The organism is Rhizobium sp. P1_E6, assembly GCF_056405875.1.
Genome location: NZ_JBFUBG010000001.1, coordinates 198074 through 218170, shown reverse-complemented (window position 1 = coordinate 218170; position 20097 = coordinate 198074). Strand labels below are relative to the sequence as shown.

At 63.0% G+C, this 20097-nt stretch carries 17 protein-coding genes and 1 riboswitch; of the genes, 5 read left to right on the top strand and 12 right to left on the bottom strand.

Annotated elements, in window-relative coordinates; genetic code table 11:
* Positions 1–67 precede the first annotated feature (67 nt).
* Positions 68–1261: an MFS transporter gene (locus AC1D35_RS01035; RefSeq protein ID WP_113311121.1), complete on the top strand. Its 1194-nt coding sequence runs from the start codon at positions 68–70 to the stop codon at positions 1259–1261.
* An 8-nt stretch (positions 1262–1269) separates the two neighbouring features.
* Here the strand turns inward: AC1D35_RS01035 and cbiB are convergent, their stop codons facing one another.
* The 6 genes from cbiB to AC1D35_RS01005 all read right to left on the bottom strand — a co-directional run bounded on the left by cbiB (position 1270) and on the right by AC1D35_RS01005 (position 7130).
* The gene (cbiB, locus tag AC1D35_RS01030) at positions 1270–2250 is read right to left on the bottom strand and encodes an adenosylcobinamide-phosphate synthase CbiB (protein WP_113311122.1); all 981 of its coding nucleotides are present in this window, start codon (positions 2248–2250) and stop codon (positions 1270–1272) included.
* Positions 2247–3248, bottom strand: coding sequence for a threonine-phosphate decarboxylase CobD (cobD, locus tag AC1D35_RS01025; RefSeq protein ID WP_477938173.1), 1002 nt, complete (start codon positions 3246–3248; stop codon positions 2247–2249). The genes cbiB and cobD overlap by 4 nt, the downstream gene beginning before the upstream one ends.
* Positions 3245–4552, bottom strand: coding sequence for a cobyrinate a,c-diamide synthase (locus AC1D35_RS01020; protein ID WP_477938172.1), 1308 nt, complete (start codon positions 4550–4552; stop codon positions 3245–3247). The genes cobD and AC1D35_RS01020 overlap by 4 nt, the downstream gene beginning before the upstream one ends.
* A complete protein-coding gene (gene cobA, locus AC1D35_RS01015) occupies positions 4549–5397 on the bottom strand; it encodes a uroporphyrinogen-III C-methyltransferase (RefSeq protein ID WP_113299359.1) in 849 nt (282 codons plus the stop codon). Before cobA ends, AC1D35_RS01020 begins: the two co-directional genes overlap by 4 nt.
* A 195-nt stretch (positions 5398–5592) precedes the next feature.
* Positions 5593–6543: a nucleoside hydrolase gene (locus AC1D35_RS01010; RefSeq protein WP_113311125.1), complete on the bottom strand. Its 951-nt coding sequence runs from the start codon at positions 6541–6543 to the stop codon at positions 5593–5595.
* A 167-nt stretch (positions 6544–6710) separates the two neighbouring features.
* A complete protein-coding gene (locus AC1D35_RS01005; RefSeq protein ID WP_113311126.1) occupies positions 6711–7130 on the bottom strand; it encodes a cobalamin biosynthesis protein in 420 nt (139 codons plus the stop codon).
* 114 nt (positions 7131–7244) lie between these two features.
* Between AC1D35_RS01005 and AC1D35_RS01000 the strand changes: the two genes are divergently transcribed.
* Positions 7245–8030 (top strand): TSUP family transporter, encoded by a 786-nt coding sequence (locus tag AC1D35_RS01000; protein ID WP_113311127.1) that lies wholly within the window; start codon positions 7245–7247, stop codon positions 8028–8030.
* Positions 8031–8062: 32 nt separating this feature from the next.
* On the opposite strand, the gene AC1D35_RS00995 is transcribed toward AC1D35_RS01000, so the two are convergent.
* Positions 8063–8986, bottom strand: a complete 924-nt coding sequence (locus AC1D35_RS00995; protein ID WP_113311128.1) for a hypothetical protein — start codon at positions 8984–8986, stop codon at positions 8063–8065.
* 162 nt (positions 8987–9148) lie between these two features.
* Complete coding sequence (locus AC1D35_RS00990; protein ID WP_113311129.1) at positions 9149–9802, bottom strand: isochorismatase family protein; 654 nt, start codon at positions 9800–9802, stop codon at positions 9149–9151.
* Between the two features lie 199 nt (positions 9803–10001).
* On the opposite strand from AC1D35_RS00990, the gene AC1D35_RS00985 reads away from it, so the two are divergent.
* The gene (locus tag AC1D35_RS00985; RefSeq protein WP_113311130.1) at positions 10002–10367 is read left to right on the top strand and encodes a nuclear transport factor 2 family protein; all 366 of its coding nucleotides are present in this window, start codon (positions 10002–10004) and stop codon (positions 10365–10367) included.
* Entirely contained in the window at positions 10367–11161 is a 795-nt protein-coding gene (locus AC1D35_RS00980; protein ID WP_477938171.1) for a helix-turn-helix domain-containing protein, read from the top strand. Before AC1D35_RS00985 ends, AC1D35_RS00980 begins: the two co-directional genes overlap by 1 nt.
* Positions 11162–11164: 3 nt before the next feature.
* Here the strand turns inward: AC1D35_RS00980 and cobO are convergent, their stop codons facing one another.
* From cobO to cobU, 4 genes are read right to left on the bottom strand one after another with little or no spacing between them, the layout of a single operon-like run.
* Positions 11165–11797, bottom strand: coding sequence for a cob(I)yrinic acid a,c-diamide adenosyltransferase (cobO, locus tag AC1D35_RS00975; protein WP_113311131.1), 633 nt, complete (start codon positions 11795–11797; stop codon positions 11165–11167).
* Positions 11794–15873 (bottom strand): cobaltochelatase subunit CobN, encoded by a 4080-nt coding sequence (gene cobN, locus AC1D35_RS00970; RefSeq protein WP_477938170.1) that lies wholly within the window; start codon positions 15871–15873, stop codon positions 11794–11796. The genes cobO and cobN overlap by 4 nt, the downstream gene beginning before the upstream one ends.
* 9 nt (positions 15874–15882) lie before the next feature.
* The gene (cobW, locus tag AC1D35_RS00965) at positions 15883–16929 is read right to left on the bottom strand and encodes a cobalamin biosynthesis protein CobW (protein WP_113311132.1); all 1047 of its coding nucleotides are present in this window, start codon (positions 16927–16929) and stop codon (positions 15883–15885) included.
* A gap of 4 nt (positions 16930–16933) precedes the next feature.
* Complete coding sequence (gene cobU, locus AC1D35_RS00960) at positions 16934–17443, bottom strand: bifunctional adenosylcobinamide kinase/adenosylcobinamide-phosphate guanylyltransferase (protein ID WP_113311179.1); 510 nt, start codon at positions 17441–17443, stop codon at positions 16934–16936.
* A gap of 455 nt (positions 17444–17898) precedes the next feature.
* A riboswitch (cobalamin riboswitch) is annotated at positions 17899–18047 on the bottom strand.
* A 207-nt stretch (positions 18048–18254) separates the two neighbouring features.
* Here cobU and AC1D35_RS00955 point away from each other — a divergent pair.
* Complete coding sequence (locus tag AC1D35_RS00955; RefSeq protein WP_113311180.1) at positions 18255–20045, top strand: chloride channel protein; 1791 nt, start codon at positions 18255–18257, stop codon at positions 20043–20045.
* The last annotated feature ends 52 nt before the right edge of the window (positions 20046–20097 follow it).

The window sequence follows — 20097 nt, the reverse complement described above, 5'->3', positions numbered from 1 at the left end:
CTGCCCGGCAAGACAGTGGGAGGCGGAAAACGTCGGGGCCTTCTGGCATCTATGAGGCAAATGTCGAATGACACCGGATCACCAGCCTCCGCCGACCGCAGCGCTTCACCGGCACCCGTACGGAGAGGATCGCATCCCCTGGGCCGCAATGGCGGGTATCATCGCCACCGTCACGGTCTTCGCCGTGGCGCAGGGGCTGACCTATCCGCTGCTGAGCTTCATCCTCGAGCGACAGGGCACGACATCCACCCTGATCGGCCTGTCGGCGGCAATGACTCCGACAGGCTTCATCGTCTCGGCGCCCTTCATTCCCGCACTCTCGCGGCGTATTGGCGGAGCCCGGCTTGCGATCCTGTGTTCGGTCCTTGCTGCGCTCACCCTCACCGCGATTGCCTGCATCGATGATGCCTGGATCTGGATGCCGCTGCGCTTCCTGCTCGGTTTCTTCGCCAACCCTCTTTACGTGATCAGCGAAACCTGGCTGCTCTCGCTCACACCCGCATCACGCCGGGGCCGCATCATGGGCCTCTATTCGTCGATCGTTTCCGTTGGCTTTGCCATCGGCCCGCTATCGCTCGGCCTCGTCGGCACCGAGGGCTGGCCGCCCTTCATGATCGGTATCGCCGCCTTCCTTGCCTGCGGCCTGATCGTGCTTGCGGTCACCCCTCGCCTGCCGGACATGCGGCATGAAGGCGAGGCAATATCGGTCGGCGGTTTCTTCGCGCTGGCGCCGCTCCTGTTGTTTTCAGTCTTCGCTGCTGCCGCTTTCGAGCAGATCCTGCTCTCCCTGTTTGCGGTCTATGGCGCAGCCCTCGGCAGCGAGGAGGAGCGCATCGCATCGCTGATCACCTGTTTCATAACAGGCAATGCCGCGCTGCAGATCGTGCTCGGGCGCGCCGCCGAACGGTTCGGCTCGCGGCGGACGCTGTTGTTCTGCGTTGTGGTTTACCTGATCGGCTGCCTGCTCTTGCCTGTTGTCTTCGATGCCTGGCTCATCTGGCCACTGGTCTTCCTATGGGGCGGAGTTTCCTTCGGCATCTATACCCTGTCGCTGATCCAGCTCGGCGAGCGTTTCACCGGCCAGGCCCTGATCGCCGGCAACGCAGCCTTCGCCCTTGTCTGGGGCATCGGCGGCATCGTCGGCTCCCCCGTAACAGGACTGGCGATGCAATTGATCGGGCATCAAGGCCTGCCAATCTCGCTTGGCCTTCTGAGCTGTGTATTGGCGGTGTTGCTGATGGCAAAGAACGGACGAGACTGAAGGCTAACCTAGAGCAGGCAGACGAAAGCCACGAAGGCAAGCAGCGTCAGGGCCATGCAGCTCGCCTGAAAGACCGAAATCCCGGCCTCCACGTCCCCTGCCGTCGCCACATCCCGGCCCGTGCCGTTGATCATCGGCTCACGCACCACGACACCCGAATAGACGCGCGGGCCGGCAAGCTGCAGATTGAGCGCGCCGGCCATCGCCGCTTCCGGGCGGCCGGAATTCGGCGAGCGGTGCAGTTTGCCGTCGCGGATGCCGACGCGGAAGGCTTCGCGGAAGGCAGCCGTGCCGCGGCGGATGCCGGCGCCGACGGCGATCAGCAGGATGGAAAGGCGCGCCGCCGGCCAGTTGGCGATATCGTCGAGCCGCGCCGAAGCCCAGCCGAAATCGACGTATTTTTCCGAGCGGTGGCCGATCATCGAGTCAGCCGTATTGAGCATCTTGTAGAAGAACAGGCCCGGCAGGCCGAAGATCGCATACCAGAGCGCTGGTGCCACGACGCCATCGGAGAAATTCTCGGCGAGGCTTTCGATCGCCGCACGGCAGACGCCCGGCTCGTCCAGCGTTTCCGGATCGCGCCCGACGATGCGCGACACCGCCTTGCGCCCGCCGACAAGGCCTTCGTTCTTCAATGCCGTGGCAACCGCCGCGACATGGTCCGACAGGCTCTTCTGCGCCAGGAAGATCGCCACGCAGAAGACTTCGAGCAGGATGCCGACGGGGCCGAAAAGCATCAGGAACCAGTGCAGCACCAGGCCGGTGACGATCGCAAGCCCTGACAGCGCGAGGATAGCCACTACGCCGTTCTGCCGGCGCTGCGCCTTGCTCAGGCTGTCGCGGTTGAAATGCTGGTCGAAATAGGCGATCGCCCTGCCGAAGATGGCGACCGGATGCGGAACGCGCAGCCACAGCCATTGCGGATCGCCGATGATGCGGTCCAGCAGCAGCGCCAGAACCAGCACGAGAGAATGTTCATCCAAATTCATCGGTCAAAGCTCCGAAGGGCCGCGGCAAGTCGTGCATCATCAGCAGCGTCAGGCGCAAGGCCGAAGCGCAGCCAGTCCGGCGCGTAATCGAACCGGCGGACGAGAATATGATGGCGGCAGAGAGTCGTGTAAATGTCACCGGCCTTCGCGTCGGCAACGAGGGTGAAAAGCGGCGTGCCGCCGGCAACGGCAAGCCCGGCCTCGGCAAGCACGGTACGGAGACCCCGATGGCGCCCAGCAATCGAGCGGGCAATGGCGGAGACATCCGAATTCAATAGCGAGCTCGCCATTGACAGTGCCGGCCCCGAAACCGCCCAGGGACCGAGCCAGTCCTCGAAATGCTGGAGGATATCGCTCCGTGCAATGGCAAAGCCGAGCCTCAGCCCTGCTAGCCCGAAGAACTTTCCGAAGGAGCGGAAGATGATCAGGTTCGAAAGCCCTGATGCACGTGGCGCGAGGCTGGCTTCCGGGCTGGTATCGCCGAAAGCCTCATCGACCACCAGAAAACCACCGCCCGTCTTCAGCCGCTCATGCAGTGCTTCCAGCCTGTCGGCCGCATAAATCCGACCGTCGGGATTGTTCGGGTTGACGACGACCGCCAGCCCGTGCTGCACACCGATGTCATCGATATCGCTGACCGCATCGACCACGAAACCGGCAGCGCTGAACGCCCGCGCATATTCCCCATAGGTCGGCGACAGGATCGCCACTCGCCTCCCCGGCGCGATCAGCCGCGGCAGAAGCTGGATTGCCGATTGCGTGCCGGGAACCGGCAGCGGCAGGATCGCGCCGCTGCGATAATGATCGCGCGCCGCAWGTCGTGCCGTCTCGACCAGATGCCGGTCCGGCAGGCGATGCCACGCCCGCGCTGGTATCTCCGGCAGCGTCACCGGATTGGGATTGATGCCCGTCGAAAGATCGAGCCAGTCCTCCAGCCGTCCACCGAAGCTTGCCGCCGCTGCGGTAATGCCGCCGCCATGCACGATCGGCGCATTCATGTGGCAGCTCCCGCAAGATCGATCAGATGCATGTAGGAGCCGGCCACCTGCCCGCGCCGCAAGCCGGCCAGGCCGAGATCGTTGCCGAGTGCATCCTGCGTGGCAAACATCCGGTCGGCCTCCCCTTCGGAGACGATCGTCGAATAGTGGAATTCATGCGCCGTCATCGGCCTGTCGAAAAATGCGCCGTCGAGTGGTGTAACACGGCGATAGCCGAGATGCCGCTTGCGCGTCTCATAGCTGGTGACGAGAGGCAACAGGCCGAGCATTTCATGGCGCTCGCCCTTCTCGTCGATCAGCCCCTCGCCCAGCACCATGTAGCCGCCGCATTCGCCATAGATGCGCACGCCGCGATCGGCCGCAGCCTTCATCGCCACCGCAAAATTCTGCGAGGCCGCGAGCCTGCCCGCATGCAGTTCGGGATAGCCGCCGGGAAGATAGATCGCATCGGCAGTGACGGACGGGCCTTCGTCGGCCAGCGGCGAGAAGAAGGAAATCTCAGCGCCGCGCCGCCGCCAGCCGAGCAGCATATGCTCGTAGCAGAAGGCAAAGGCGATATCGCGGGCAACGGCAATATGCCTGCCGAACGGCATCAGCCGGGCGATATTGGCAGCCGACGGCCGGTTCATGCCCTGACGCGCGATGCGCATCAGGAATTCGAAATTGCACTCTTCGGAAACGGCATTCGCCGCATAGTCGATAAACGCGTCGAGCGCGCCATGTTCGCCCGCCTGTACCAGCCCCAGATGCCGCTCCGGCAGCCCCAGCATCGCATCCTTGCGGATGACGGCAACGATGGGCATGCGGATCGCTTCCAGCGCCTGACGCAGCATCGCCTCATGCCGGTCGCTGCCGACCTTGTTGAGGATGACGCCGGCAATGCGCACATCGGCCCGGAAACCGGCAAAGCCGCTGACGAGCGGCGCCACCGACTGCGACAGCCGCGAGGCATCGACGACGAGCACGACGGAAAGCCCGAGCTGCGCCGCGAGATCGGCCGCCGTGCCGCGCCCGTCCGCAGCACCGTCGAAGAGGCCCATCATGCCCTCGATCAGCAGCACGCGGTCGCCGGAGCGATGCAGCGTCGCATTGGCGGAAATCAGTTCAGGCCGCATTCCCCAGGGGTCGAAATTCAGGCAGAGCGTGCCGCTTGCCGCAGCATGAAACGCCGGGTCGATATAATCGGGGCCAGCCTTGCCGGGTGCGACGGCCACGCCGCGATTGCGTAGCGCCCGCAGCAGCCCAAGTGTCACCGTCGTCTTGCCGGAACCGGAGGATGGTGCGGCGATCAGCAACCCGCTCATGCCGTCTCCTTTCCTCGGCCGTTGGCATGTCGAAAAGGATCTGGCTGCAGCCGCCGTCCGCCGAGAGCTCCCAGCCAGTCGAGCGAGGCGCGCAGCCGCACCACTTCGCCGACCACGACGATTGCCGGCGGCTCCAGCCCGGAGGCGGCAACGGCCTCCGGCGCTTGCCCAAGCGTCGTTTCCAGCACCTGCTGGTCGCCGGTCGCCGCGTTGCAGACGAAGGCCACGGGTTCGGATGCCGAACGGCCGGACGCAATAAGATTGGCGCTGATCTGGGATATATGTTTCATCGCCATATACATGACGATGACGGGCGAACCCTTGCCGATCGCTTCCCAATTGATCGCATCGGGCACGATGCCGGAGGAATCATGGCCGGTCAGGAAGGTCACGGCATGGTTGATGTCGCGATGCGTCACCGGAATGCCGGCATAGGCAAGCCCGCCGATCCCGGCGGTAATACCCGGCACGATGCGGAACGGAATATTGTGTTCGACCAGCGTCAGCGCCTCTTCCCCACCGCGCCCGAAGACGAAGGGATCGCCGCCCTTCAGCCGCAGCACGCGCTTTCCGGCCCGCGCCAATTCCACCAGTCGAAGCGAAATATCCCGCTGCTTGGCGGAGGGCTTGCCGCCGCGTTTTCCCGCATATTCGAGCTCCGCACCTGACCGCGCGAGCTTCAGACATTCCTCATTGACCAGCGCGTCATGGACGATCACATCGGCCTCGGCGAGCCCCTTGGCGGCAAGCAATGTCAGCAGGCCCGGATCGCCGGGACCGGCCCCGACGAGCCAGACGCTGCCCGGCTCGAGCGCCGGCAGATGTGAGAATGCGCTATCTATCATCCCGCTGATCTAGGCCTGCCGACAGACGAGGTCAACGCTCTCGCTTGCCGCGCACCGGAAGTTGACAAAATGGACCTGAATCAACTCCGCAAGAACCGGAATCAACCTCAAAAGAAATACCCCTAAGAGATTGATTGGATTCCGAAATGGAAAACGGGCCGGCAGCGATGCGCAAGGCCGGCCCGTCGAAAGTCATCAGGCGCGCAGCAGCGTATCGCGGATGAGATCGATCACCTTTTCCGACTCGATGCCGGTGGCAACGAACTGGCTCGGCAGGCCGTCCCAGTCGCCCGGCGGGAAGCGGCGGCCATCCGGCTTGATCACCGTCTGACCATCGGCAATGCCGCCGCAGACGACCCGCACCGCACCCGTGATCGTCTTGAACAGTTCCGGTGCCACGACATAGACGCTGGCGCAGCTGTCATGCACCATCATGCCGTCTTCGACCGCGTGCTTGTAGAAGTCGATATAGGACTGGGAGAGCACGTCGAGCTGCTTGACCGCGTTGTCGCCCTTGGCGGCCATGTCGCCGAGATAGCTGCGGCTCATCGTGGTGATCGCCGTGACATCGAGACCGATGACGACGACCTTCCACGGCGCGGTCAGCACGATATCGGCAGCTTCCGGATCGCCATGAATATTGGCTTCGGCAACCGGCGAGACATTGCCCGACACATAGAAGTTGCCGCCCATGATGACGACTTCCTTCACCAGGCTGGCAATCTCGGGGTCTTCCTTCAGCGCCAGCGCCAGGTTCGTCATGCGGCCGACGGCCACCAGCGTCACCTCGCCCGGATTGGCGCGCACCGTCTCGATGATGAAGCGATGCGCCGGACGCGGATCGACCGGCAGGTCGATCACATCAGGCACCGGCATGTCGCCAAGGCCGTTCTCGCCATGAACCATGGTCGGCCACGGACGCTCCTGGCGCGAGGGATTGATGGTAACGCTTGCTCCCTTGGCGACGGGTGCGGCGATATCCCACTCCCGCTTCAGGAACAGCGCATTGCGCGTCGTCGTCTCGATCGAGGCATTGCCGAAGATCGTGGTGATGCCGATCAGATCGATCTCGGGATGGCGATGCAGGAAAAGCAGCGCCATTGCGTCATCGACGCCCGGATCCGTGTCATAAATGACCTTGTGCATATGTATCCTCCAGAGCAATTCCAGCAAAAATCTGCAGCGGTTTTGCGCCTTGAATTGGGTGAAAACAAAGGGATAGAGCACATTCGTGATTCAAAAAACGAAGATGCTCCGGATTCGAATCGCTGGCAGCCGGACGGCGCCGCGAAGTGCCGCCACCATAACGCCCGTCAGGCTTTCTGCAACCCGATGCGGGCGACGGCCGCTGTCGCATGCTGAGATTTGATCTTGCCGAGCACCAGCCCCGCATCCATGCCAAGAGCCGCAAGGGCCGCCGCTTCCGCCACCCCATGGCAGCCGACACGGGCAAAGACGATGGCAGAGGGATTCCTGAGCCGCGGCGTCTCTTCCTCCAGCCGCACCGCATCGAAGAACACGGCAGGCACAACAAAATGCGCCGCAACCGCAAGGATCGCCGCCTCCTGGCTGCGGCTATCGATCGAGGCAACAGCCGCGAGCTCAGCCCCGCTGATACCAGCCGCCCTCAACGCCTCGACGGCAAGCGCCATAACCTCGCTATCAGGCGTCCCGCGCTCGCAGCCGAGCCCGAGCACATGCCGCCTTGCCTCATCAATGGTGATTTCGCTCATTCCCATCAGCCGATTGCGTCCTGCTGTGTCCCCGGAGCCATTGCAGCTCAAGGCGGGAAATGCAACAAGGCCGCCCGAAAGCCCCGCCCCGCATACCTCTCCCGGAACAGCATCTTGCCTGACATTGCCATCCATCTGCTTCTGCTGCTCTGCGCGGCGGCCTTCTTTGCCGGTTTCGTCGATTCCATTGCCGGTGGCGGCGGCCTCATCACCGTCCCCGCCATGTTGATCGCAGGCATCCCGCCGCTGCAGACGCTCGGCACCAACAAGGTGCAGTCCCTCTTCGGCGCGGCCTCGGCAACCATCGCCTATGCCCGCAAGGGCCATGTGAAATTGTCGGAACAATTGCCGATGGCGCTGATGGCCGTCATGGGCGGCGCGCTGGGTGCGGCACTCGCCACGCTCGTTCCCGGCCAGGTGCTGCAGGCCATCATGCCGGTGCTGCTGGTCGCGATCGCCATCTTCTTCGCCGTCAAGCCGAACCTCAACGACCTCGATACCCACAGGCGCATGACGCCCTTCGTCTTCGGCCTGACGCTGGTGCCGCTCATCGGCTTCTATGACGGCGTCTTCGGCCCCGGCACCGGCTCTTTCTTCATGCTCGCCTTCGTGACACTTGCCGGCTTCGGCATGCTGAAGGCGACGGCCCACACCAAGCTCCTCAATCTCGGCTCGAATTTCGGCGCGCTCGTCGTCTTCGCAAGCTTCGGCGCGACACTCTGGAAGATCGGCCTGTTGATGGGTGTCTGCCAGTTCCTCGGCGCGCAGCTCGGCTCGCGTCTCGCCATGCGCATCGGCGCCAAGCTCATCAAGCCCCTGCTCGTCGCCGTCTGCATCGCCTTTGCGATCAAACTTCTGTCCGACTCGGCAAACCCGCTGCGCGTCTGGCTCGGCCTGTAGGATAGCTCACCGACGATCCCGTTAAGCCGCCGCTACGAGTGGGTTTCCTGAAGGATCGCCAGAGCCTCGCCGGCCTTCGACTGCTGCGTTGCGAACCAGCGGTCTTCCCCGGCACCTGCCGCCTGTGCCAGCCGGGCCGATCCCTGTTCTTCAGGCGGCGTTTCAGCGGCACGGCGCTTCTCACGCTCGAGCGCGGTAATATAATCCTGGTTGCTGAGGGCCAGAACCTCGGCAAGCGTCATGCCCTGCGGAATGATCGTCCGCTCGCTCGCATTCCCGGCTTCATCGCCCGATGCCGCCTCTTCGTCCTCCGCCCTTCCAGACCGCGCACTCGTCAGAATTCCGCTCCGCGTATCCCCGACACCCTTGTCGCGCCCGCCTGAGGATGCTTCGAAGGTAGCGCCCATGTTCGAGAAGAATTTCATCACCTGGGTCATGCGAAAATCGGTCAGTTCATCTTCGGTCATGGTCGACTCGAGGCCTTCGCTCAAGGGGCCGATCTTGAGGGCCGAAGGGTCGAAACCATTGGCGACGATGGTGCCGCCACCCTCGTAGACGCGCGCCACGACCTTATCGCCCATCTTGACCACGAGTTTCACGGGCAACGGGTTGCCGTTCTCATCGCCAAACCAGCCCTCGTCACCAAGATCCTGGATGCCGGCAGCGGACGCCGCGCTCATCCTCACGATACCCGAAGATCGTCCCGAGGCATCATAGGTGTGATCGTCATCGTCCTCTTCCGGGCCGGATGATAACAAGGCAACGAGAGGGTTGGAATCGCCGGTAGCATCCGCGCTTTTCGTCCCATCCTTAGGCTTGCCTGCTAGAATACTTGCGGCCGTAGAAGAGCCCGCGAGCCGGCCGAAAATCTCAGTGCTGATAGATGACACGTTATGCTCCTCGCGATGGAAGGGAGACGCCGCGCCGAAACCTTCGACCCGGGGCTGAACCACCATTCAGGTGGTATCCAGCGCACAAGCCAATATCTGTGATTGCTTGTTCCGGGCTGACCGGCCGCAAGCTTGGATTGCAGAACCAGAAATCGGAAAGTGGAAATGGAATAAAAGAGATGGAAAGACGAGTGCACAGGTTCCCGCTCCGCCTCATTCCCGGAAAAGCTAGCCGCTGAACTTGATCTCGTCGATATCAGTCAGCACCGTCTTGGCCGAAACACCCGGCGCATTGGCGAAATGCCAGGCGACATATTGCTCGGCATAAGGATCGGCGGATGACATGCCGTCGATGGGCAGGATGACGTTCATGCCCTTCAGCGCCGCATAGGCTGCCGTATTCAGCACCGCGCCTTCGGATGCCGTGCCGGTCACGATAATGGTCTTGATGTGCTTCTCGGTCAGGATCTTTTCGAGATCGGTGTTGATGAACTTGTTGGCGCCGGCTTGCACGATCGGATCATCAGCGTCGGGCGCCAATACGTCGGCGATATCTGCTTTCGCAGCGCCGCCCGTGATGCTGTAGATAACGGGCAGGCCGCTCTTGCGGGCCTCCTCCATCAACTTTTCCACCTTCGGCAGCGAAGCGATGCAGCGAGGCTTGTTCCTGGTGTTGCATGGCCCCTTGGACGGATCCTGCGCGCCATTGAAATCGAGCAGCAGCAGCGCCGTATCCGACTTATCCACGGTGACCGGCTTCAGCACAGGCGCAGGCGGCACCTTGATCGTATTCCAGTCGTCGATCACGGTCGCTTGCGTCGTGGAGGCGCCGAGAAGTGCGATGGCGAATGCGGCTAAGGCTTTGTACGAACGGGTTTTCATGCCGGACTTCCTCCGGGGCAAAAGGGTCGCCGGAAATCTCCGAACTCATCCCTCGCCTGTCAAATCACCAAGCCGCGACCAGGACTTGATCCTGTAAGAAACTGCCTTCCATTACGTCCGGCGTAATTGATAGGGTGCGCTGCCTTCCCCCATGATCGCGCTGCCTGGAATTGATGGGCGATCAAAAGGAGATGACCCGATGAACGACGCAAACACCAACACCGAGCGCTACCTTGCCATCTGGAACGAGACGGATGCCGCCCGCCGCCGCGCTCTCATAGCCGAGAGCTGGAGCGAAGCCGCCACCTATATCGATCCGCTGATGCGCGGCGAAGGCCATGAGCAGATCAACTCGCTGGTCGAGGCCGTACAGAGCCGCTTTCCCGGCTTCCGCTTCGAACTGATCGGCGTGGCCGATGGTTATGGCGACAACCTGCGCTTCTCCTGGGGCCTCGGCCCTGAAAATGGCGAAGCGCTGATCAAGGGCACGGATTTTGCCGAACTCGAAGACGGCAGGCTGAAATCCGTCCGCGGCTTCATCGACCAATTGCCGGAAGCCGCCTGATGACACCGACCGCCCGCTCCCTTGGAGATCACCTGCGCGAATGGCGCCAGCGCCGCCGCATGAGCCAGCTGGATCTCGCGCTGGAAGCCGATATCTCCCAACGGCATCTGAGCTTCATCGAAAGCGTGCGCTCGACCCCGAGCCGCGAAATGCTGCTGCATCTTGCCGAGCGGCTCGACGTACCCCTGCGTGACCGGAACCCGCTGCTGCTGGCAGCGGGTTTCGCCCCCGTCTTTGCCGAACGCAGACTGGACGATCCGGCCTTAGAACCGGCGCGACGCGCCATCGACAGAGTGCTGAAAGGCCACGAGCCCTTCCCGGCACTTGCCATCGATCGCCACTGGACACTGGTGGCCGCCAACGCCGCCATTGCACCGTTGCTCGAAGCCGTTGCCGATCCATCTTTGCTGGAAACGCCGGTCAACGTTTTGCGTCTCAGCCTGCATCCGCAGGGGCTCGCACCTGGTATCGCCAATCTCTCGGAATGGCGCGCCCATCTCCTCGACCGGCTGCGGCAGCAGATATCGGTCTCGGGCGACCCGGTGCTGGAAAAGCTGTTTAAGGAGCTGCTGTCCTATCCGGCGCCCAAAGATGCGAGCGGGACTCACACCGATCTTGCCGGCATTGCCGTTCCCCTGCAGCTTTCAACAAAGGCCGGCCTGCTCTCGTTCATCTCGACGACAACCGTCTTCGGAACGCCTGTCGATATCACCCTGTCGGAACTCGCGATAGAAACGCTCTTTCCGGCCGACGAGGAAACGGCCGCGATCCTGCGCGGCCATCTCGCTAATTAGGAATCAGAATTCCACGCCCGGCTGCCCCTTGATGCCGGAGCGGAAGGGATGCTTGACGAGCTCCATCTCGGTGACGAGATCGGCGATCTCGATCAGCTCGTCCTTCGCGTTGCGGCCAGTCAGCACGACATGGGTCATGTGGGGCTTTTCGTTCCTAAGGAACTCGACCACCTCGTTGATATCGAGATAGTCGTAGCGCAGCGCGATGTTGATTTCGTCGAGCAGCACCATGGAATTGCGCTCGTCACGGATCAGTTCCTTGGCCTTTTCCCAGGCAGCACCCGCCGCCGCGACATCCCGCGCCCTATCCTGCGTTTCCCAGGTAAACCCCTCGCCCATCGTGTGAAACTGGCAGATATCGGAGAAATGCTTCTCGATCAGATCGCGCTCGCCCGTCCACATCGCGCCCTTGATGAACTGCACGACGGCAGACGGCTTGCCGTGGGCGATATGGCGGAAGATCATGCCGAAGGCAGAAGACGATTTGCCCTTGCCCTTGCCGGTGTGGACGATGATCAGGCCCTTCTCATCCGTCTTCTTTGCCATGATCTTGTCGCGGGCGGCCTTCTTCTTCGCCATCTTCTCGGCGTGGCGGGCATCGTCCTTTTCGGCTGTTTCTACTGGCTCATCACTCATGGCTGGCTGCCTGCTCTTTTCTTGGTTTCGTTGATTTCAGTGAGGTTGAATTGCGCCGAGTTGCTGCGCGGCGTCCAGAGCTTGCGCTCGATCGCCTCCATGAGCCGCTCCTTCATTTCGGAAAGCGCGGCGGGGTTCTTCTCGGCCATGAAATCGCGCACCTTGGGGTCGGCGACATAGGCCTGGTAGACCGCCTCGAAATGATGGTTGCCGACAGCACCGGTCGTCGCCGCAAAGGCAAAGAGATAATCGACCGTGGCGGCAATCTCGAAAGCGCCCTTGTAGCCGTGGCGCATGACGCCATCGATCCATTTCGGATTGACGACACGACCGCGCACCACCCGCCCGATCTCCTCTTCGAGGGAGCGGATAACAGGCTTTTCCGGCCGCGAATGATCGTTGTGGTAGATCGCCGGCCGCGCACCGCCGAGCGCTTCCGCCGCCGCCGCCATGCCGCCTTCGAACTGGTAATAGTCGTCGCTGTCGAGCAGGTCATGCTCGCGATTGTCCTGGTTCTGGACGACGGCCTGAATGGAGCGCAGCCGTTCCTCGAACACCCCGCGCTCGGCCTGCCCCTCCTCGCCCGCGCCATAGGCATAGCTGCCCCAGACGAGGTAGGCTTCGGCAAGATCGGCCCGCCGCTCCCAGCCCTTCTCGTCGATCAGCGCCTGCAGGCCCGCACCATAGGCGCCGGGCTTCGAGCCGAAGATGCGATAGCCGGCCCGCTTTGCCGCGGCCTTCTCATCGAGCCCGGCAGCGGTCAGCCGCGCCGCCTCGCCGCGCATGCGCTCGGCAATCGGGTTATCTGCGGCATCCTCCTCGAGCGCGCCGACGGCTCGGATCGCCTTGTCGAAGAGCGCGATCTGCTCCGGGAATGCATCGCGGAAAAAGCCCGATATACGCAGCGTCACATCCACCCGCGGCCGCCGCAACATGGCGGGCGGAATGATCTCGTAGCCGGTGACCCGCCGCGAGGCCATGTCCCACACGGGCTTGACGCCGATCAGGGCCAGCGCCTGGGCAATATCGTCGCCACCAGTGCGCATGTTCGACGTGCCCCAGGCCGTCAGCCCGAAGGAGACGGGCCATTCGCCGTGATCCTGTACGTAACGGCGGATCAGCAATTCTGCGGATTTCTTGCCGAGCTCATAGGCTGCCGGCGTCGGCACCGCGCGGCTGTCGACGGAGTAGAAATTCCGCCCCGTCGGCAGGACGTCAGGCCGCCCGCGTGTCGGCGCTCCGGACGGGCCGGGTGGGACGAAACGGCCGTCGAGGCCGCGCAGGAGGGCGTCGATCTCGGCGGGGCCGCAGGCGAGGATGGATGGTTTGAGGCGGGCCTCGATCTCGTCGAGTACGCATCTGGTTTGAGGCCAGAGAATTGGGCATTCCATTTCGCCGGAAACGAACTTGGCGGCAAGCATCTCAATCCGTTCGACGGTGTCGCCGTTTGTGCGCCAGGGAGCGTCGGTAATATCGGCGAGGATTGGTGGACGTGGACCAGTCCAAAGCGCTGCCATATCGCAATCGAGAGGATCGAAGGAACGCTGAAGCGCGCGGCTCCCCTTCTCCCCAGCGGGGAGAAGGTGGCCCGAAGGGTCGGATGAGGGGGCCGCAGACTCGGCTTCGCCTATGCTCAGCCGCTCGCTCCTACCGTCGCTCACCCCCTCATCTGTCCTGACGGACATCTTCTCCCCGCTGGGGAGAAGCGGGAAACTCAACCCAGCATCCCCGGCAATCGCGCGCTGCAAACTCGCATCCTCACCCTCACCCAGCCCACGCGGCACCCGCGCCAGCGCCACGGTGAGATCCGTCAGCAGCCGCCCCTCGGGCGACAATCCAAACACATGCAGTCCGTCACGGATCTGCATTTCCTTGAGATCGCAGAGATAGGCATCGAGCTTCTTCAGCGCCTCGCCTTCGCTCTCACCCTTGGCAATCCCCGCATCACGATCAAGCCCGATATCCGCAACAAGCTCGAGGATCTGGCGGGATAGCAGCCGGATGCGCCTGGGATCGCCGCCCGACGCCTCGTAATATTCATCGACCAGCGCCTCCAGATCCTTCAGCGGCCCGTAGCTTTCGGCCCGCGTCAGCGGCGGCGTCAGATGGTCGATGATGACGGCAGCCGTGCGGCGCTTGGCCTGCGTGCCCTCGCCGGGATCGTTGACGATGAAGGGATAGAGATGCGGCAGCGGCCCGAGGATCGCTTCGGGATAGCAGGTCTCCGACAGCGCCAGAGACTTGCCCGGCAGCCATTCCAGATTGCCGTGCTTGCCCATGTGAATGACGGCCTGCGCGCCGAATTCTTCGCGCAGGAAAGCGTAGAAAGCGAGATAGCCGTGCGGCGGCACGAGATCGGGCGAGTGATAGCTTTCCTTCGGATCGATATTATAGCCGCGCGCCGGCTGGATACCGATCAGCAAGTCGCCGAACCGCGCAAAAGGCAGGGCGAAAGCGCCATCGCGGACATAGGGATCGCTCTCCGGCAAACCCCAGCGCGCGCTGACTTCATCCTGAATCTGAGCGGGAAGAGATTCCAGGAAATCATTGTATCGACTCAGGGAAATCGTTTCGCGCACGACCTTGCCATCGAAGCCGGAATTGGTCGGCCCCTGCATCAGATGCCGTATCAACGCATCGCCATCATCAGGAATATCGGCGACCGGATAACCGGCCTTCTTCATCGTCCGCATGACTTCGATCGTGCCGGCTGGCGTATCCAGGCCGACGCCATTGCCGAGCCGTCCGTCGCGGTTCGRATAATTCGCCATGACGAGCGCGACCCGCCGTCCCTCCACAGGCATCTGCCGCAGCCGCGCCCAGTTCGCCGCAAGCGCAGCGACATAGCGCATGCGCCCGGCATCCGGCTCGCTGGAAACGATATTGGCCTCGACCGCAGCATCGTAGCGCGCCGCCGATTTGAAAGAGACGGCGCGCGACAGCACCCGGCCGTCCACTTCCGGCAGCGCGACATTCATGCCGAGATCACGCGCCGACAAGCCTTGCGAGGAAGCGGCCCAGGCTTCCCGCGACGAAGCGGAAAAGATCGCCTGCAGCACGATGGCGTCATTGGCCTCCAGCACTGTCGGCTGGCGATCGGCGCCGGGTGCGGAGACGGCAAAGCCGGTCGTGTTGATGACGACATCGGGCTTGAGGTCGGCGAAGATAGATTCAAGTATGCCTTTGGAGATGGGATCCTTGAGGCTGTAGGCGAAGACCGGCAGCGGGCGCAGGCCCTGTGCCTGCAAGGCTTCGATGAGTGCTTCGACAGGGCGGGTTTCGCCGCTTTGAACGAGGGCGCGGTAGAATGCGATGGCGACAGTCGGCACCGACCGTCCCTTCTCCCCATCGGGGAGAAGGTGGCCCGAAGGGTCGGATGAGGGGGCCACCCCACAAACCTCGCCATCGTACTCCCGCTGCTCGCTTCCTCCGTCGCTCGCCTCCCTCATCTGCCCCGTCGGGCATCTTTTCCCCGCTGGGGAGAAGGCAGAACCTGCTACCGCCTTCCACTCCTCAATCCCGACAAGCCCCCGCCCCGGCCACCAGATCCCCGCCTTCATCAGCGGCGCAGCCGGCGCCGGCTTCTCCGCCCCAGACAGCATCGCCGCCGCATAGGCCAGAAAGCCTCGCGCATTGGCATCACCACCCTCGATCAGATACCCCCAGAGCGCATTGAGATCATCGAGCGCCACATTCGAAAACGGCGTCAGCCCCGCATCCGGCCGCGCATCCCCCGGCAGCACCGCAATCAGCGCCCCGTTGCGGGCGGCAACCGCATGCAACGCCTCCAGCGCATAATGGAAATAGCTCGCCCCACCCAGCGCCCGCACGATGATCAGCTTCGCATGCCGCGCCGTGCGCTCGATATAGGTATCGACCGACATCGGATGCTTCAGGCTCATCAGGCTCGCAAGCCTCAGCGAATGCCCCGTCGCTCCGCCGCCATGAGCCGCGGCGATTGCCGCAAGCTCGGTGTCGGCGGCAGAGAGGAACAGGATATCGCCCGGCGACTGGCCGAGGTCGATGGCCTCGTCCCCGTCGCTGATCGTTCCCTGTTGAGCCAGAAGCAGATGCATCGAAACTCCTTAGACCAGCGCCACGATCGCCTTGCGCACCGCGTCCTGATCCATCTCGTGCAGGCCGATGACGACGAGGCGCGTGCTGCGTGCTTCGCCCGGCGCCCAGGCGCGGTCGAAATACTGGTCGATGCGGGCACCCACGGCCTGCAGCTGCAAGCGCATCGGCTTGCCGGAGACATCGATGAAGCCCTTGAGGCGCAGCACGTCATGCTCGGCGATAATGCGCTTCAGCTTCTCGACGAAACCTGATGTATCGGCGATAGCGCCGAGCTCGACGACGAAACTGTCGAATTCGTCGTGATCGTGCGGCGTACCGTCCTCATGCTCCAGCTCGTGATGGGACTTGCGGTTGACGATATCGTCTTCCGTGCCGATGCCGAGGCCGAGCAGCACGCTTGCCGGCACGTCGCCATTTTTCGCTTCGATCATCACAGGCTTGCGGGCGATGCGCGAGGCGACTTCTCTTTTCACACGGCTAAGGCCGTCAGCGTCGATCAGATCGGTCTTGTTGAGCACGATGAGGTCGGCGCAGGTCAGCTGATCCTCGAAGAGCTCCTCGATCGGGCTTTCATGATCGAGCGATTCATCCTCGACGCGGCGTGCATCGACGGCATCATGGTCATCGGCAAACCGCCCGGCGGCGACGGCCGCGCTATCGACCACGGTGATGACGCCGTCAACGGTGACTTCGCTGCGAATATCCGGCCAGTTGAAAGCGGCTACCAGCGGCTGCGGCAAAGCAAGACCCGAGGTTTCGATGACGATATGATCAGGGCGCTGCTCGCGCTCCAGAAGCTTCGTCATGGTCGGAATGAAATCGTCGGCCACCGTGCAGCAGATGCAGCCATTGGTGAGTTCAATGATATCGTCCTCGGTGCAGTTCTCCGCCCCGCAGCCCTTCAGCACATCACCATCGACGCCGAGATCGCCGAACTCGTTGATGATGAGCGCAATCTTCTTGCCGCCGGCATTGGTGAGCAGGTTGCGGATCATGGTCGTCTTGCCGGCGCCGAGGAAGCCGGTGATTACGGTTGCGGGGATTTTCTGCTGCATGGAACTAACCCTTCATTTTCAGCGGCAGTCCTGCCGCGATAAAATAGACATCCGCGGCTTCTGCCGCGATCATTTGGTGCAGCCGGCCGGCATGGTCGCGGAACTCCCGCGCCATGCGATTCTCGGGCACGATACCGAGACCGACTTCATTGGAAACGATGACGAGCCGCGCCTTTGCCGTAGGAAGCCAGGTGGCAAGGGCGGCGGACTGGGCGGCGATATCGCGCTCGTCCATCATCAGGTTGGTGAGCCACAGTGTCAGGCAGTCGACGAGAACAGCCCTGCCCTCGCCGTCGATGGCGGCAAGGCGTTCGGTCAGATCCAGCGGCTCCTCATGCGTGGTCCAGGAAGGGCCGCGGTCGGCCTTGTGCTGGTCGATGCGCGCCCGCATTTCGTCGTCCCAGGCGCGGCCGGTGGCGATGTAGTGGCGGTCGAGGCCGCTGGCTGTCACGAGGTTTTCGGCAAAGCGGGATTTGCCGGAGCGGGCACCGCCGAGGATGAAGGTGGCGGTCATGCTCGGACGACCCTCGCAGAAAGCGCCGAACACAAGCAAAGCGTCAAATGACAGGAGTACCCTGCGGCCCCCTCATCCGACCCTTCGGGCCACCTTCTCCCCGCGGGGGAGAAGGGGAAACCCCACCGCACCACCAGAGGCAGCGCTGAATCATATCCTTCAGCCAAGACAACCTCCGTGCTGGCAGCGGGTGAATACCCAGAATGGGCATTATGCCCGGCACGGATGGCAGGTCTCCTGGCTCGCAGTTGTCGGCGGCGACCGGGGCGACCGTTTACGGTCGCCCCTGATCGTGCCAGCGGATCTGCCTCGCCTTCCCGGCTGCATCTCGTGAAAAGGCGGACGATTCGTAGAATTGGAGGCGTCCTGCCCCGGCTGATCACGATGCATTTCCAGTGGCTTTTCCGGCACCTGTCCCGCCTTGCCCGCCTGCACCACGCAGGCTGCCGACGCAGCAGTCGAAATGCCGGATGGAAGACCCTGACTGCTCTACAGTCGCGGGGTCGGCTGTGATGAAAGCGCCCGGTTTGGGTCCGCCCCGTCACATTCCCTTTTCATCCGGAAGGCGTAACGCCGATCCGGAACCATCCATTATGTCTATTCATGGTTAGGCCCCCGCCCCCGCCATGTCAATTGGCGCACTGGGTGCATACGGCCCTCATCTCGACTTAGACTACAGATATTATCGTCTTTAATCAAAGGCTTACGTCACAAAAACTTTACGGCCCGGCCGGTATTTCGCCGCAATTGCCGCTCATGCGGATGGCGGCCCCGCCCTTGACCTGCACTCCTGCTGCCTAGTTTCCCCATGATGCTCTCCCGAATGGATATCCGCCGCCTCGGCCCTCTTGGCACAGTCCTCGATCCGGGACGCATGCGCGCGCTCGTCCGACATAGCGAAATGGGCATGGTCTTTGCCGGCGCGCTCGTCGGTATCGCCTCGGGGCTTGCGGTCACCGCCATGAGCTACGTCTCGGAGGAGATGCACAGGCTGATCTTCGGCATCGACGGCACGACGAGGCTCAGCGCCTCGCAGATCGACAACAAGTTCCTGCTGATGGCCGCCCCGGTTGCCGGCGGCATGCTGCTCGGCCTGCTCATCTTCATTCTCGCCAGATGGCGCAAGAAGCCGATGGTCGACCCGATCGAGGCGAATGCGCTGCATGGCGGCCGCCTGTCGCTGACGGACAGCATCCTCGTCGCCATCCAGAATCTTGTCTCCAATGGTTTCGGCGCATCTGTGGGGCTGGAAGCGGGCTATACGCAGCTTGCCGCCGGCATCGCCTCGAAATTCGGGCTGAAGCTGCAGTTGCGCCGCTCCGACATGCGCGTCCTCGTCGGCTGCGGTGCGGCGGGCGCTATCGCTGCCGCCTTCAACGCGCCGCTGACGGGCGCCTTCTATGCCTTCGAGCTCATCATCGGCACCTACACGATCGTCTCTCTGACGCCTGTCGTCGTCGCCGCTCTTGTCGCTACGCTGGTCGCCCGTCTGCTCTCCGGCAGCGATTTCATCATCGATGTCGGCAGCTTCGGCGCGGTCGCCCCGGCCGATTACGTTCCGGCGCTGCTGCTTGGCGCGGTCTGCGCCGGCGTCGGCATCCTCATCATGCAGGGCGTATCCTTCGTCGAGGAGCTGGCGCGCAAAAGCTCCATCGCACTGCCCTTCCGCCCGGCGCTCGGCGGCATCGTCGTCGGCCTCCTGGCGCTGGTCTCGCCGCAGGTGCTGGCCGCCGGCCACGGCGCGCTGCATCTGAACCTCGCCCATGAGATCACCATCCCGGCACTCATCGGCCTGTTTCTGCTGAAATCGGTGGCCTCAGCCGTCTCGATCGGCTCCGGTTTCAGGGGCGGCCTGTTCTTCGCCTCGCTTTTCATGGGTGCGCTGCTTGGCAAGCTCTTCGCCTACTCGGCTCCTTATTTCGCCGATGCAAGCCTGACGCCGGTTATCTATGCCGTCGTCGGCATGAGTTCGCTGGCCGTCGCCGTCATCGGCGGGCCGTTGACCATGACCTTCCTGGCGCTGGAGATCACCGGCGACTTTCCGATCACCGCTTTGGTGCTCGCCGCCGTCATCACCTCCTCGCTCGTGGTGCGCACGACCTTCGGCTATTCCTTCGCCACATGGCGCTTTCATCTGCGCGGCGAAAGCATCCGCAGTGCCCATGATGTCGGCTGGATCCGCAACCTGACCGTCGACAAGCTGATGCGATCGGACGTGAAGACGGCAAAACCCGGAATAACGCTGGACGAATTCAAGCAGGCCTTCCCGATCGGCTCGACGCAGCGCGTCATCCTCGTGGAAGAAGGTGACAAATATGCTGGCCTCGTGCTGGTACCGGAAATCTACGCCAACCCCACCAGCGCGCAGGACGAAGCCCAGCAGCTGACCGATTTTATCCGGTATAAAAACGACTTCCTGCAGCCGCAGATGAACGCCAAACAGGCGGCTGCGATCTTCGACAAGACCGAAAGCGAAGCGCTTGCCGTCGTCAACAACCTCATCGAGCGCAAGGTAATCGGCCAGCTCAGCGAAAGCCACACGCTGCGCCGCTACAGCGAAGAACTCGACCGCCGCCGTCGTGAGGTCTCAGGCGAGATCTGAGGCATTTGCCGCTGAAGTCAGAAACACGCCGCCATTAGAGCTACGCATCAAA